The following is a 14,478-nucleotide window of genomic DNA, read 5'->3' on the forward strand; positions in this document are numbered from 1 at the left end:
CGAAATTCGATAATTATAAAAGATAAATTTGAACATTATTGCTGTTAAAAAAATCTATTATTATGGTTTTGATTCTTTTCAAAAAAATAGTTATTTATTATTTGTAATTTACAGATGAAAAAAATCATTCATTTTTTAAAAAATATATTAAACAAAAATACAATTTTAATTAAGCTTTCGGCAACAAACTTTAAGTAGAAGAATTGGTAAAAAAAGTTACATCCGAGACAAAGGAAAATTTTCGCTCTACGTTGGAAATTAAGAAAAAAGAATTTCTCCAAGAAGAAACTCGACGCCAGCTTTTAGCTCCGTTCCAAAGTTTAGCCAAGTTTACAGCTATTGCTGGTATTATTGCTCTTATTTTTGAAGTTAGATACTTTAAAGAATTTTCATACATTGTCTATATCTCGAGAGTCTCTTCAATTTTTATCGCTTTTATTCTGCTGGTAATATCTTATACAACAAAGGGGAAAAGACACCCTATTATATTAGTGCACTCGTTGCTGTTAACAATAATTATAACATTTGGTGTGATAATTTTTCTTTACCCGAACACATTAGTATTTAATTCGCAGATTATTGGACTGATTATTTTTACAGCTGCACTATTTTTGAGCTGGGATGTAAAACATCAGATAATTGTTGCCGTATATTATAACCTTGTTTTTGCATGCTCCATTATTCTTAACAGCAAAAATGTTTACATTCTTCCTAACATGGCTGAATCAGTTATGCTGGTTTTGGTGATAAGTGTAATGGCAATAGTTGCAAGTTATATCAATTACAAATTAAGAGAAGAAGCAATTACAAAGAGTTTTGAAATAGCGGTTTCAGAGAAAAAATATAGAAATATTTTTGAAAACTCTGCCGAAGGAATTTTTCAAGTCACACCAAATGGAAAAGTAAAAACTGCTAATCCTGCTTTTATTAAGATGCTTGGTTACACGAATGAAGATGAGTTGAAGAAAATAAACTTCAAAGATGGCATATTTAGAAAAGAATCTGAGTGGGAGTTTTTTTCAAAGCTTTTAGAAAAGCAGGGTAAAATTAGAAACTTTAGAGTTAATTTTAAGAAGAAGGACGGTGTTGAAATTGTAGTAAGAATTAATGCCAGGGTAAATGATGATGAAGAAGATAAACCTATTTTTTATGAAGGCAGCGTTCAGGATATTACCCAACAGGTTATTGCAGAGAATGAAAAACAAAAAGCATTGGAAGCGCTTCGTCAAGAAAAATTGAAATCTGATATAGCAGCAAGAAGAGCACAGCAAGAGAGTAATTTCAAAACTAAATTTCTTGCTAATATGAGTCACGAAGTAAGAACACCAATGAACTCGGTAATGGGCTTTCTCACTTTAATTGAAAATGACCTTTTTGAAAATAAGGAGGAGCTGAAGAATTTTGCTCGAGATGCAAAAATTGCTGCAGAATCCCTTCTTGATATAATTAATAATATTCTCGATCTATCTAAAATTGAAGCTGGTAAAATGGAGCTTGATGAGGACGAATTTAATTTCCAAAACGAAGTTCATAAAGCAGTTTCAATGATTTCTCAGAAATCAAAAACAAAGGGACTTTTACTGGAAGAGAAAATAGACCCTAACATTCCGGAGAAACTTATTGGAGATGCTACAAGATTTAGGCAAGTTCTTATTAATTTGCTTAGTAACGCTGTCAAATTTACCGATGAAGGCAAAGTTGAAATTCAAGCAGAAGTTGTGCATAAAGAAAATGGAATATTATTGCTTGGAGTTTCTGTATCGGATACTGGTCATGGCATCCCTTCTGATAAAATACCCTTACTTTTTGAACCTTACACTCAAATAAAAAATAAAAAATCATATAAAGAGGGAACTGGGCTGGGTTTAGTAATATGCAAAGAATTTGTAAAGCTTATGGGAGGAGAAATCACCGTTGAAAGTAAACTTGGCATAGGCACAAAGTTTTATTTTACAGTAAAAATGAAAATACCAGGTGAATATGAAGACAGTTTTGAAAAACTTGAAGAGATAATAGAAGAGGACACAGAGGAAAAATTAAATAAAGAAATAAGTAAAGTATTAGAAAATGACTCAACGAAAAAACGTTTATTACTTGTAGAGGATAACCCAATTAGTCAAAACCTTGAGCTTAAAATTTTACGTGAGGTTGGATATGATGTAGAAGCAGTTACTACTGGTAAGGAAGCAATTGAGGCAGTACAAAGCGGAATGTTCGACTTAGTACTTATGGATGTAGAGATGACAGACATGGATGGTATAACAGCAACTAAAAAAATCAGGTCACTTAACAGTAAACACTCGAAAATTCCTATAATCGCTGTTACAGCTCATTCGAGTATGAAAGACAGAGAAAAATGCTTAGCAGCAGGCATGGATGATTACATTGCCAAACCTATTAACATCCACTTCTTAAAAATTACAATTGACCAATGGCTGAATTCAAGAAGATGATGAAAATAAGTATTAGTTCATCATTAGCACTTCACTAATAATTTTTAATGCCCAATCAATTTCATCTTTAGTAATAACTAACGGTGGAGCGAAACGAATCACATTTTCGTGGGTTTCTTTACATAAAATACCACGTTTTGCTAAAGCCTCGCAAAATCTTCTTGCGCCTTTTGCCTCCGGCTTTAGTTCTACACCAATAAATAATCCTTTGCCTCTTACCTCTTTAACGTGTGGTGAATTAATTTTCTTTAACTCATTAAGAAAATAATTACCAAGCTCGAAGGACCTTTCAATAAGTTTTTCTTCGATAAGAACTTTTAACGATTCTCTTGCAACAGCAGCACCAAGTGGATTACCGCCAAATGTAGAACCGTGATCCCCCGGCTTGAAAACTCCTAATATTTCTTTATTTGATAAAACAGCCGAAACTGGATAACAACCGCCCGATAATGCCTTGCCAATAATAACTACATCTGGTCTAATGTTTTCATATTCAAATGCAAATAGTTTACCGCTTCGTCCGAGTCCGCATTGTATCTCATCAGTTATTAAAAGCACATTGTTTTTTTTACATATATCAGCACAAGCTTTTAAGTATCCTTCAGGAGGTACAACTACACCACCTTCTCCTTGAATTGGTTCAACTAAAAAGGCTACTGTATTAGGTGTAATAGCTTCTTCAAGTGCTTTAGCATTGCCGTATTCTACAATCTTAAAACCGGGAGTAAAAGGTCCAAAACCATCTCTATATTGGGCTTCAGTTGAAAAACTTATGATAGAAATAGTTCTTCCTGCAAAATTATTTGTACATGCAATTATTTCTGCTTTTTGCTCTTCAACACCTTTTATCTTATAGCCCCATTTACGAGCAGCTTTAAGTGCTGTTTCCACTGCTTCAGCACCAGAATTCATAGGCAATGAAATTTCGTAGCCAGTTAACTCACTTAACTCTTTATATAATAATGGCAGTTGACTATTTCTAAACGCCCGTGAAGTTAATGTAACCTTTTCAGCTTGTTGTTTAAGTGCATTAACAATTCTTGGGTGGCAATGCCCTTGATTAACCGCCGAGTATGCTGCTAAACAGTCTAAGTATTTGTTCCCTTCAACGTCATAGACCCACACTCCTTGTGCACGCTCGATTACTACATCCAACGGGTGATAATTATGTGCACCATATTTCTCTTCTAATTCGATGTAATCTTTGGCAAGCATAAAATTCCTTTTATTGTTGAAAGTTTATAGCACAAATTTATTAAAATTACTGTTTACTTACGAATTGGAGGTATTTTATTTAACAGATTCTTGTTATTACTTGCTCATTTTAATAAGTTTTGAGTAATAATTTTAGAAGAAAAATGAAGATTGTAACCTCATCTTTTGACGTAGATACTAAAGGTTCAACTGATTTAATTGATATAACTGCCAGTGTGCAATCGGAACTGAAGAAATCGGGTTTACAAGAAGGAAGTGCATTAATTTTTGTCTCCGGCTCAACTGCGGGGATAACTACCATTGAATATGAACCGGGGTTGTTAAAAGATTATCCTATTTTTTTCGAAAAAATTATTCCTTCTAAGGAACGTTATTATCATGATGAAACTTGGCATGACGCCAACGGATATTCACACATCAGAGCCTCGTTGCAAGGTGCTTCTTTTACCGTACCATTTAACAATGGTCAATTGTTATTGGGCACTTGGCAGCAAATTGTACTTATTGATTTTGATAATCGTCCCCGTAAAAGAAACGTTATTGTTCAACTAATTGGCCAATAGAATAATGAAAAGATTAAGATTTTTGCTCATCTTACTCCTATACCCGTATTTAATTCTTTTTGGCTGGGGAGATAAGGGTCATATTACAATTACTCAACATGCAATGAAATTATTGCCTTTGGAAATGAACTTACCACAGCCAATTAAAGAAATGATAGTAGAACATTCTACAGACCCTGACCATAGAAAAAAAGATGATCCTACTGAACCACCCAAACATTTTATAGATATTGATTACTATCAGGAGTTTTTGGGTGGAAGAATGATTGAAGATAAAAATGAACTTATAAAAGTTTACGGCGATAGTATTGTTGAAAAAGAAGGTGTCCTACCTTGGGTTACAGAAGATTCTTATTACAAATTAATTGACGCGTTTAAAAGTCACGATAAAAACAAAATTATACGTTATGCCTCAGACCTCGCTCACTACGTTGAAGATGCTTACCAGCCTTTACATACAACAATGAATTACAATGGTCAATTGACCGGTCAAAAAGGTGTGCATGCTAGATACGAAATTAATATGATTGAAAATAATTTGGATTCTATTAAATCCCATCTTGATTTCTTATCTGTACGGCCAATAAAGAATATCCGTAATTTTATTTTCGGCTATATTAATGATTCTAATACTCTTGTGGATTTAATTTTAGCAGCTGACAAATCAGCATTTAAAAATGGCAAAGCAAAGTTTGGTCCAGAATATTACAAATTATTTTGGAGCAGGACGAGTTATATTACAATTCAGCAATTTAATAATGCCGCACGAACTTTAGCTTCATTTATTTATCAAGCATGGGAAAAAGCTAACAGGCCTAATTTATTAGACTTATAATGGCAAAGACAGTTACAATTTTTGGGAGTTCAAGACCTAAGCCCGGAGAAGAGGAATATGAGATTGCATTTTACTTGGGTAAAAAATTAGCTGAGTCGGGCTTAAATGTTTGTACAGGCGGATTCCAAGGAATTATGGATGCTGTTTCTAAAGGTGCTTCGTCTACTAATGTTGAAATTATTGGCGTAACCATTAATCTCTACAACGCAACTCCGAGTAAATACCTTACTAAAGAAATCAAAACTAATTCGTTGTTCGAAAGATTAAAAAATTTAGTAAATATTGGTGATGCTTATATTGCTTTACAAGGCGGTACAGGTACAATGTTAGAGTTAGCATTGGTATGGGAGTATATGAATAAAAATATGATTAAGCCTAAACCTTTCGCCTCTCATAGCAAAATGTGGAAAGAAATAATAAAAATTATGGAAAAACAAATTGCCTTAGAGCAAAGGCAAACAGGCTTAATAAAACCATTCGAAGATATAAATGAATGCGCTGATTACATAATTAAATGTTTGATTTAGCAGCTGTTTACCCTTCTATAAAAGATTCTACTGTAGATAAAACTAACTCTACACTTAACTCTTTAATGCATTTAAACTTAATATCATCTCTGTGACAAGTTAATGGCTTTGGTGAATAATAAAAACAAGGTGAGCATTCAAGATTTAATGAAACTATTTTATACTCAGTTTGCCATGGATGAATATAATTGGTGTTGGTGGGACCAATAATAGCAACCGTTTTCAACTTCAAAGCTGCTGCAATGTGCATTAGACTTGAATCGTTGGAAACGAAGACATTACTTCTCTTCATTAAAGCGGCTGTTTGTAACAAAGTATTGGTTTGAACATTTATTGATTTTTTTGATTCGATTAAATTTATTATCCTTTGTTTTAATTCATCTTCTTCATTTCCCCCGAATATAAGTATAAAAGCATTGTATTTCTTTATTAACATTTTACCAAGTGCAGCAAATTTTTCCGGCTCCCACCTTCTTTTCGTATGATTCTTTAATGGTGAACAACCCGGATGAAATCCAATTACAATATCATTTTCTGCGATACCGGAATTGGATAAAAATTTTTTTGCAAAATTTATTTCATCATCGTTTAGATTAATTTTATAAGGGGGGAAATCGTTAATATTTTTGTTTAGGATTTTTGAAATAAGATTAATGTTCTCTTCAGCATTGTGAAGAGAATCGTTCTCCCTTATTGTAAGGTTATTCAAAAAACCAAAATTTTCAAAATCTTTTCTTAGGTATTTAACAGCAGCTCTTTTCTTACTGCCGATTAAAAAGTTAATTAGATTATATTCTTTTCTGTTCGATGGGTAAACATTAATTGAAATATCATACTTTTTGCGTAGACTCAGAACAAGCTTTAACGAAGAAATTTTTGATGCATTTAAAAAATCGTGATAAATAACTTTGTCTATCTCTCCAAATCTTTCGTAAATATCTTTAACACCCTTAAACATTACAAGCGCATCAATTTTTGCTTCAGGCAGCTCTTCTTTAAGTTTAGTAAGCGCCGGGGTGAACATTAAGGCATCACCAATTCCACTAAGAGCATTAATTAATATTCTCATTCAATTAATTTCTAATTCTTCTTGAAATATTGGTCAAAGTTCTTCTTTTCCCTGCTAGCATGATATTTGATGTAAAGTTTTTCTAACCTTTCTAACGAAAGCTTGTCAAGCTCCTCATCATCTTTGTGACGTTTCAAGAGCATTCTATAATCTTCATTTTCTGCTTTATCAAACTTTTTCTCATATCTTTGCAATATTTCAAAATATTTTTTTTGGTCTTTGAAAGTCATTTTATGCCCCGTATGTTATATTTGCATAATCAAAATAATTAAAAAAAACAGTATTATAAAAACTCTTCCTAACTTGTAAATAGAATAATAATGAAAGTTTACAAAACATTTGAACCGGAAGTCTCAATAATTCTTCCTACATACAATAGAGCTAATTTAATTTCTAGAGCAATTAGCTCGGTAATAAATCAAACTTTTGACAAATGGGAATTAGTAATAATTGATGATGGCAGCACAGACAACACTTTTGAAGTGGTGAACAGGTTTTTGGAATTACACCAAAATATAAAGTATTTAAAACATTCAAATAGGCGGCCGCCATTATCTTTTAATGCGGGAATTTTAGCAGCAGCCGGTAAATATGTTACATTTTTAGGGAGTGATGATGAATATAAAAATAATCATGTTCAGCTGCGTGTAAAAACGTTTGAAAGCAATGAAGTCGATTTTATATACGGTGGTGTTGAAATAATTGGTAACCCATTTGTTAAGGACAAAAATGATTTAACAAAAGAAATTCATATTGCTGAGTGTGTTGTAGGCGGTACATTCTTTGCACCAAAAGAGATTTTTATTGAAATGGGTGGATTTAAAGATATTTACTACAGTGAAGATTCAGAGTTTTTTGATAGACTTACGCAAAGAAAATATAAAATTATGAAAGTTGATTTTCCTACTTACATATACCATAGAGACACACCCGATAGTATATGCAACAATATATGATTTAAAATTTCTTACATGACCGATTAGAATCTATTTAATCAATCCAATGCTTGCATTTTAGTGAAAATTCGTGCCGGGAATTTAGTTTTATATTTAGCAGCAAAAACCTATTTTTAGTTAATTTAATTAGGACATTGTATGAGATATAACATAAATTTCTTCTTAAGTTTTTTCTTAATCCTTCTTTTAAATTCTTTCTTATACACATATTCACAAGTAAATGAAAATATCAGTACATTTGACTCGCTACAAATTTCAAAGCAAAAAAAGATAAAGGATGAAGAAATAAAAGAGAATGATTATGAATACAAAATGCCGACTTGGCATGAAATGATTACCAATCTGCCCGATGATTGGGTGGCTTATACACGGGAAACATTTCAGACCGATAAAATACCACTTTATCTTGCCGTCTCAGCTTCCACTGCTTTGTTGATTTTGACAGACAATAAAACCTATGAATATGGCAGAAAATTATTTCACACTAATAACTTTATTCACAAAGCCAGCGATATTTTTACAGCAATAGGTGATGGCAGAACCCAATTTGGATTAGCAATTGGTTTTGCTGGGTATGGACTTTTATTCAATAATGCGAAAGCAGTTAGAGTAGGCAGTCAAATTGTGGAAGCTGTTCTTGCATCGGGAGCTGTGGTTCAGGTATTAAAACACATTACAGGCAGACAGAGTCCAGAATCAAGGACTTCGCCAAGAGGAATTTGGAGGCTTTTCCCTAACCAAATTCAATATCATAAGCACGTCTCAGCTTACGATGCATTCCCTTCGGGTCATTTAACAACAACTTTAGCAACTGTTTTCGTAATTGCTGAAAATTACCCAAATATATGGTGGATAAAACCACTGGGCTTTACAGTATCTGGACTGCTTGCAATAGGTATGGTAAATAGAGGAATACATTGGTACAGTGACTATCCTTTAGCAATAGTTTTTGGTTACACATTTGGTAAGCTAATTGTTAATCGCGATAATGAAATAATAAAGGGGACCAAGACATTAACTTTTTTACCGACAATAATTAACAAAGGGTACGGAATTAAATTAGCTTACGTTTTTTAAAGTATTAGATTGAATACTTGTCAATAATATCTTGAGGAATTCTTACTGCTTTACCAGTTTCTGCAGAAATCATAGTGTAAATTACCCAACCTTCAGCAGCAAGCTTTTGTGTCTCTTTTCTTATCATCCAAAAATTTACTTTTACTTGAGCTCCACTTACTGAATCAATCTGAGTTCTTACAATAACCGTATCACCTAAAACAATACCGCGTTTATATTCAATATGCACTACTGAACCAACCCACGAGAAACCTCTTTTAACGAACTCTTCCATCGGCATTTTGTAATCTTTACGCATTTGGTCATACCTTGCAGTAAGTAAATAATCGAGATACTTTGAATAATGTACATGCTTGTTCATATCAATGTCATCTGGACGAACTATTATTTCAGTTTCGAATTTAGAATATAGTTCACTCATTTTGATACCTTAGTTTAATGATGAATAATCACTGTACCAAAATATAGATTAAGAATAATCATTTCCATTTGTTTTTATTGTTTTATATTCAGAAGAATTTTTAATTAGTTAAATGAGTTTGATTTATTGGTCGACTACTATGCTTTTTTAAAGAAAATTGTTCATTTTACGTTAGTTCCAATTTAATCACTGGTATTCAGAAATTGAGTAATAAGTATATAATTGCCCATGATATGGGAACAAGCGCAGATAAAGCAATTATTATTTCGGTAAAGGGGGAAATTATCGATATTGCAAAAAAACAATATCCACTTCATAATCTGAAACCAGGATATGCTGAACAAGATCCTAATGAATGGTGGGAAGCCGTTTGCGAAACAACCCGTAGTGTAATTAAAAAAACAGCGATTAATCCCAAAGATATTGTTGGAATGACCTTTTCTACTCAAACACAATGCCTTGTACCTGTGGATAAAAACGGTAATCCCCTTAGAAATGCATTTAGTTGGTTAGATGGCAGAAGCGCAGAGATTGTCCGACAAAAATTATGGACAGTACCCAGAATAAAGGGATATAATGTTTTTCGTTTACTTAAGTTCTTAATTAAAACTGGTGGTGCACCAGGTCACACCGGCAAAGAGCAAATTGGCAAAATCCTTTGGATGCAAAAATATGAGCCTCATCTTTTTAAGAATACATATAAGTTTCTTGATGCGAAAGATTTTTTAATTTACAAATTGACAGGCAACTTTGTTACTTCAGTGGATTTAGCCGTAATCTGGTGGCTTTTGAATACACGGAAAAATAAAAATAAGTGGGATGATAGTCTTTGCAAATATGCTAATATAACACAAAATCAATTATGTGAGGTTAAACCAAGCGCTTCAATTGCTGGTTATTTAACTGAAGAAGCCAGCCGGGCAACGGGACTTTTAAGCGGGACGCCAATTATAAATGGTGCTGGTGACTTAGCTTCAGCTGCACTGGGTTCTGGTGCTATTGATGAAGGGGAGTTACATATCAGTTTAGGAACAAGTGGCTGGGTTGCTGGGCATTTTTCGAAACGTAAAATCGATTTAAACCATTATACTGGATGTATTGGCAGTACTTATCCAGAAAAATATTTTTTAGCTATGGCTCATCAGGAAACAGCCGGTATATGTCTTGAGTGGTTAAAAAATAAAATACTTTATCATGAACAGCAACTTATGGAAGAATGGCAGCGTGAAAATATTTATGAAATATTAGATGAACTCGCTGTTAAAGCTGGGCCAGGTGCTCATGGATTGATATTTACCCCTTGGATGTTCGGTGAAAGAAGTCCTTTGGATGATGATTTTGTGAGGGCAGGACTTTACAATGTTAGTCTTGACCATTCAAGAGAACATATTGTTAGAGCAGTTTTTGAAGGGATTGCTTTTAACACAAGATGGGCTATGGAGATTATAGAAAATTTGTATTCTGAAGTTGACCATCTAAATATTATAGGCGGCGGGGCAAAGAGTGATATTTGGTGTCAGATTTTTGCCGATGTGTTAAATAAAAAAATTAACAGGGTCGCTGAACCCCAGCAAGCTGCTGCAAGGGGAATTGCCTTGTTAGCGAGTATGACTTTAGGATATATTGAATCTTTCTATGATATAAAAAAATACATTAAAATAGATAGAACTTTCTATCCAAATAATGAGAATAGAAAGTTATACGACTATATGTTCAAAGAATTTAAAAATCTGTATAAGCAAAATAAAAGCTGGTTTAAAAGAATGAACAAAGAAAGAATGAGAAGTTAAATACCACCTTAGGAACAAAATTTTTTGACCCCCGCGGAAATAATAACTTACGCGTTAATACAAAATTAACAAATGCTTCGAAAATTCAGCACAAGTTTTAACTATGCTATTATCCAACTAAAAATTTTTAAAGCATCATAAGTTATTATTGTTTCAAAATTTCTTTCAACTGATCTTTGGTGACTGTTAATAATCCATTGGGTATTAATCTTGGTGTTAGTTCCTTCCAGTTTTTATCCTTAGTGAAAATTTCTTTAAACATTGGCAATGCTTTTTCTAATTGACCATTGTTAGCTAAGCTGACTGCAGTCCAATATTTCATTTCGAGATTTTCTGGGAACATTTTCATAGCAGCGGAATATTCCTCCATTGCCTTGTCCATATCATTTTTTTCAACTGCGAGGTCGCCAGCGTTCATATGTTCGTATGCACGATGAACTTTTAACAATCTTTTTAATTCTTTAATAGGCTCAGGGTTGTCATCTACTCTTAAATCAATTAATTTATCCTCCCATGGTTTCCCTGAAGAAGTACCTTTAAATACCAGCAAGGCTGCAGATTGCTTACCTCGTATATCACCACCGGCTTTTTGAGCAGCCTCAAGTGCAGCAATCATTCTTTCTGCAAGCGGGCCTTTCGTATTTTCAAATGCTTTAGACATTGCAGGCCATACTTTATCGTTAGACATTAAATTTGCTTGTACTGAATAACCATTCCCTACTATATCCCCTGCTGGTTGTATACACTTCTTTCCCGTAAAAGCAGCAACTCTTCCTTTTACATCTAAAATAGCAAGCTGTCTAAAATCTCTTCCTTCATCTGATGCAATTAAAGAATCTACTGCCTGCTGTGGAGTATAGCCTTTCTTTAACAATTCAAGTCCACGCGGACCAAAAGAAGCATTTACAAAAGATTGAGTTGCAACTACTCCAACTCCAGCTTCGCCCCATATTACAATCGTTCCTACTGAGAACCAATGAGATTGAACTGCAGCTCCAATTTCCCCAGTGTTTGCATCGCGAGCAACAATTGAAAATGTATGAGCTAAAGGCTCGTTAAAAAAAGTCTGAGTAAAAAAGTCATTTGAACATAATATTAAAAGACTAATTACCATTAAAATAAATTTCTTCATGATGTTTCCTCCAAGTTTTAATACAATTTGCTATTCAAGATTAATGGGGGTATTTTCAGTTACATAATATTAAAAAAATGGGTGATAATATGCGAATTCGTTTAATAGTAATAATATTGTTAGCAGGAACTTTAATTTCATTTGCCCAACAAAAAAAAGGAGAGAAATTAACCTTGAAAAATGAAGTAGATAAAATAAGTTACAGTATTGGTCACAATATTGGGAAAAGTTTAACTGACCCTGATATTGAAGTTAACCTTGATGTGTTAATTGCGGGTATTAAAGATGCAGTTAATGGAAATCAAAGTCTTTTAACAGATGAGGAAATTAGTCAAGTCCTTACAGCATTTAATCAACAATTGATGAGTAAAAAGCAAGCTGCAAATAATTTATTAAAAGAAAAAAACAAGCAAGCTAGTCAGAAATTTTTGGAAGAAAACAAGAAAAAAGATGGAGTTGTTGCATTGCCAGACGGCTTACAGTACAAAGTTTTATTGAGCGGAAATGGTCCTCAGCCTACAGATACAAGTATCGTTAAAGTTAACTACAAAGGCAGTCTAATTGATGGAACTGAATTTGATAGCTCATACAAAAGAGGTGAACCTGCAGAATTTCAACTTAACAGAGTAATTAAGGGATGGACAGAAGCACTTAAACTAATGCATGTTGGCGATAAGTGGGAATTATACATTCCACCTGAATTAGCTTATGGGGAGAACGGCGCTGGAGGTGTTATAGGTCCTAACGAAGTTTTAATCTTTGAAGTCGAACTGCTCGATATAGTGAAATAATCAATCTGCTGTAGGGGGTGACTAATGAGAATTCACCACGTTGTGGAAAGTAATTTTTCAGTTAATAATCCGCAGGAGTATTTTTGTAGACGGTTTTATTTTTTTTGTGTATACTCTTTAAAAAATCTTGCTTTTTAGTCATCCCTCTGAAGAACTTTTTATTGTATTTAATTTGTTCCTCAAAATCTCATTTACCATTTGAGGATTTGCTTTGCCTTTAGTTGCTTTCATAATTTGTCCAACTAAAAAGCCTAAGACTTTTTCTTTGCCTGATAAATACTCTTCAACTTGAGATTTATTATTATTTAGAATCTCGTTAATTATCTTGTCGATGAAATCGGTATCTGTAATTTGGATTAGATTTTTTTCTTTTACAATTTTTTCGGGTTCGTTTCCGCTATTGAGCATATCAGTAAAAATTTCTTTTGCAATTTTACCGCTGATTGTACCATTATCAATTAAATTAATTAGCTTACCAATATTTTGTGGCAATATTGGGAAATCTTTAATGTCAATCTTTTCTTCATTTACTATTTTTAAAACGTCAACCATAATCCAATTACTGGCAGCTTTATAATTATTTGTTATTTTTATGACGTTTTCATAGTAATCTGCTAACTCACGAGAAGAAGTTAAAATTTCTGCATCGTAAGATGGCAAATTAAAATCACGGATAAATCTATTTTTTCTTTTATCGGGCAGTTCGGGCATTGATTTAGCAATTTCGGCTTTCCATTTTTCATCTACAATTACAGGGACGAGGTCAGGGTCAGGAAAATACCTATAGTCGTGTGCTTCTTCTTTAGTGCGCATTGGGGTAATTTTATTTAAGTCGGGATTCCATAACAATGTTTGTTGAACAACCTTTCCTCCGGTTTCAATTATATCAATCTGCCTTTCAATTTCATATTCTAATGCTTTCTCAACAAAACGGAAAGAGTTCATATTTTTAACTTCTGTTTTGGTTCCTAATTTATTATCACCTTTTAATCTAATGGAAACATTTGCATCACATCTTAAGGAGCCTTCTTCCATATTGCCATCGCAAATGCCTAAATAAGTAACAATCTGTTTAAGTTTTGTAAGATATAAATAAGCTTCGTGAGGGGAATTAATATCAGGTTCACTTACTATTTCAATAAGAGGAACACCGCATCGATTTGCATCTATTAACGTTTCGTAACCAATATCATGAACTAATTTGCCGGCATCCTCTTCCATATGAATCCTTCGTATACGAATTTTTTTTGAAAAACCATTATTGTCATCTATAATTAAGTATCCATTTTGGCAGATAGGTTTTTCGAATTGTGAAATTTGGTATCCCTTTGGTAAGTCTGGATAAAAATAATTTTTTCTTGCCATAATTGATTTTTTATTAATTGTGCAATTGACTGCCATACCCATAAGTACGCTAAACTCAACCACTCTTTTGTTAAGAACTGGCAATATTCCGGGGTGACCAAGACAGACTGGGCATACGTTTGAGTTCGGTGGATTTCCAAATTTTGTAGAGCACCCACAGAATATTTTTGTATCGGTTAATAATTGAGCATGCACTTCAAGACCAATTACAGCCTCGTATTTTTCATTCATTTTATATACTCTCAAATTTCTTTTGCGAATATAAGAATTTAAAAGCTATCCAG

The 14,478-nt window shown here is 33.2% G+C and carries 14 protein-coding genes; 8 read left to right on the forward strand and 6 right to left on the reverse strand.

Features of this window, described 5'->3' with window-relative positions; genetic code table 11:
- Nucleotides 1-203: 203 nt before the first annotated feature.
- Nucleotides 204-2,453, forward strand: coding sequence for an ATP-binding protein (locus ABRY23_05030; GenBank protein ID MFA3782411.1), 2,250 nt, complete (start codon nt 204-206; stop codon nt 2,451-2,453).
- Between the two features lie 12 nt (nt 2,454-2,465).
- Here ABRY23_05030 and rocD read toward each other — a convergent pair whose 3' ends face one another.
- A complete protein-coding gene (rocD, locus tag ABRY23_05035) occupies nt 2,466-3,668 on the reverse strand; it encodes an ornithine--oxo-acid transaminase (GenBank protein ID MFA3782412.1) in 1,203 nt (400 codons plus the stop codon).
- A gap of 143 nt (nt 3,669-3,811) precedes the next feature.
- On the opposite strand from rocD, the gene ABRY23_05040 reads away from it, so the two are divergent.
- Genes ABRY23_05040 through ABRY23_05050 form a run of 3 tightly spaced genes read left to right on the forward strand, consistent with a single transcriptional unit; the run spans nt 3,812 to nt 5,593 of the window.
- Nucleotides 3,812-4,231, forward strand: coding sequence for a secondary thiamine-phosphate synthase enzyme YjbQ (locus ABRY23_05040; GenBank protein ID MFA3782413.1), 420 nt, complete (start codon nt 3,812-3,814; stop codon nt 4,229-4,231).
- A gap of 4 nt (nt 4,232-4,235) precedes the next feature.
- Nucleotides 4,236-5,066, forward strand: a complete 831-nt coding sequence (locus tag ABRY23_05045) for a hypothetical protein (GenBank protein ID MFA3782414.1) — start codon at nt 4,236-4,238, stop codon at nt 5,064-5,066.
- Entirely contained in the window at nt 5,066-5,593 is a 528-nt protein-coding gene (locus ABRY23_05050) for an LOG family protein (GenBank protein ID MFA3782415.1), read from the forward strand. The genes ABRY23_05045 and ABRY23_05050 overlap by 1 nt, the downstream gene beginning before the upstream one ends.
- Nucleotides 5,594-5,600: 7 nt before the next feature.
- Here the strand turns inward: ABRY23_05050 and ABRY23_05055 are convergent, their stop codons facing one another.
- Nucleotides 5,601-6,662, reverse strand: coding sequence for a glycosyltransferase family 9 protein (locus ABRY23_05055; GenBank protein MFA3782416.1), 1,062 nt, complete (start codon nt 6,660-6,662; stop codon nt 5,601-5,603).
- 11 nt (nt 6,663-6,673) lie between these two features.
- Entirely contained in the window at nt 6,674-6,892 is a 219-nt protein-coding gene (locus tag ABRY23_05060; GenBank protein ID MFA3782417.1) for a hypothetical protein, read from the reverse strand.
- A gap of 90 nt (nt 6,893-6,982) precedes the next feature.
- Here ABRY23_05060 and ABRY23_05065 point away from each other — a divergent pair, with 90 nt between their 5' ends.
- Together ABRY23_05065 and ABRY23_05070 are read left to right on the forward strand one after the other, a co-directional pair.
- Complete coding sequence (locus tag ABRY23_05065) at nt 6,983-7,618, forward strand: glycosyltransferase family 2 protein (protein MFA3782418.1); 636 nt, start codon at nt 6,983-6,985, stop codon at nt 7,616-7,618.
- Nucleotides 7,619-7,756: 138 nt separating this feature from the next.
- Entirely contained in the window at nt 7,757-8,695 is a 939-nt protein-coding gene (locus ABRY23_05070; GenBank protein ID MFA3782419.1) for a phosphatase PAP2 family protein, read from the forward strand.
- A gap of 4 nt (nt 8,696-8,699) precedes the next feature.
- On the opposite strand, the gene ABRY23_05075 is transcribed toward ABRY23_05070, so the two are convergent.
- Nucleotides 8,700-9,116: an acyl-CoA thioesterase gene (locus tag ABRY23_05075; GenBank protein ID MFA3782420.1), complete on the reverse strand. Its 417-nt coding sequence runs from the start codon at nt 9,114-9,116 to the stop codon at nt 8,700-8,702.
- Nucleotides 9,117-9,319: 203 nt separating this feature from the next.
- Between ABRY23_05075 and ABRY23_05080 the strand changes: the two genes are divergently transcribed.
- Nucleotides 9,320-10,906, forward strand: coding sequence for an FGGY-family carbohydrate kinase (locus ABRY23_05080; GenBank protein MFA3782421.1), 1,587 nt, complete (start codon nt 9,320-9,322; stop codon nt 10,904-10,906).
- A gap of 145 nt (nt 10,907-11,051) precedes the next feature.
- Here the strand turns inward: ABRY23_05080 and ABRY23_05085 are convergent, their stop codons facing one another.
- Nucleotides 11,052-12,038 carry a DUF1028 domain-containing protein gene (locus ABRY23_05085; GenBank protein MFA3782422.1) on the reverse strand — a complete coding sequence of 329 codons (987 nt, stop codon included), beginning with the start codon at nt 12,036-12,038 and terminating at the stop codon, nt 11,052-11,054.
- A gap of 89 nt (nt 12,039-12,127) precedes the next feature.
- On the opposite strand from ABRY23_05085, the gene ABRY23_05090 reads away from it, so the two are divergent.
- Entirely contained in the window at nt 12,128-12,829 is a 702-nt protein-coding gene (locus ABRY23_05090) for an FKBP-type peptidyl-prolyl cis-trans isomerase (GenBank protein MFA3782423.1), read from the forward strand.
- Nucleotides 12,830-12,967: 138 nt separating this feature from the next.
- Here ABRY23_05090 and gatB read toward each other — a convergent pair whose 3' ends face one another.
- Nucleotides 12,968-14,425, reverse strand: coding sequence for an Asp-tRNA(Asn)/Glu-tRNA(Gln) amidotransferase subunit GatB (gatB, locus tag ABRY23_05095; GenBank protein ID MFA3782424.1), 1,458 nt, complete (start codon nt 14,423-14,425; stop codon nt 12,968-12,970).
- Nucleotides 14,426-14,478: the final 53 nt, after the last annotated feature.

Source organism: Melioribacteraceae bacterium 4301-Me (assembly GCA_041538185.1).
Classification (GTDB): Bacteria; Bacteroidota; Ignavibacteria; order Ignavibacteriales; family Melioribacteraceae; genus Pyranulibacter; species Pyranulibacter aquaticus.

What these genes read in the sequence shown, in the direction of transcription:
- rocD (MFA3782412.1), bottom strand. Translation starts at nt 3,668, where the DNA reads ATGCTTGCCAAAGATTACATCGAATTAGAAGAGAAATATGGTGCACAT.
- ABRY23_05040 (MFA3782413.1), top strand. Translation starts at nt 3,812, where the DNA reads ATGAAGATTGTAACCTCATCTTTTGACGTAGATACTAAAGGTTCAACT.
- ABRY23_05045 (MFA3782414.1), top strand. Translation starts at nt 4,236, where the DNA reads ATGAAAAGATTAAGATTTTTGCTCATCTTACTCCTATACCCGTATTTA.
- ABRY23_05050 (MFA3782415.1), top strand. Translation starts at nt 5,066, where the DNA reads ATGGCAAAGACAGTTACAATTTTTGGGAGTTCAAGACCTAAGCCCGGA.
- ABRY23_05055 (MFA3782416.1), bottom strand. Translation starts at nt 6,662, where the DNA reads ATGAGAATATTAATTAATGCTCTTAGTGGAATTGGTGATGCCTTAATG.
- ABRY23_05060 (MFA3782417.1), bottom strand. Translation starts at nt 6,892, where the DNA reads ATGACTTTCAAAGACCAAAAAAAATATTTTGAAATATTGCAAAGATAT.
- ABRY23_05065 (MFA3782418.1), top strand. Translation starts at nt 6,983, where the DNA reads ATGAAAGTTTACAAAACATTTGAACCGGAAGTCTCAATAATTCTTCCT.
- ABRY23_05070 (MFA3782419.1), top strand. Translation starts at nt 7,757, where the DNA reads ATGAGATATAACATAAATTTCTTCTTAAGTTTTTTCTTAATCCTTCTT.
- ABRY23_05075 (MFA3782420.1), bottom strand. Translation starts at nt 9,116, where the DNA reads ATGAGTGAACTATATTCTAAATTCGAAACTGAAATAATAGTTCGTCCA.
- ABRY23_05085 (MFA3782422.1), bottom strand. Translation starts at nt 12,038, where the DNA reads ATGAAGAAATTTATTTTAATGGTAATTAGTCTTTTAATATTATGTTCA.
- ABRY23_05090 (MFA3782423.1), top strand. Translation starts at nt 12,128, where the DNA reads ATGCGAATTCGTTTAATAGTAATAATATTGTTAGCAGGAACTTTAATT.
- gatB (MFA3782424.1), bottom strand. Translation starts at nt 14,425, where the DNA reads ATGAATGAAAAATACGAGGCTGTAATTGGTCTTGAAGTGCATGCTCAA.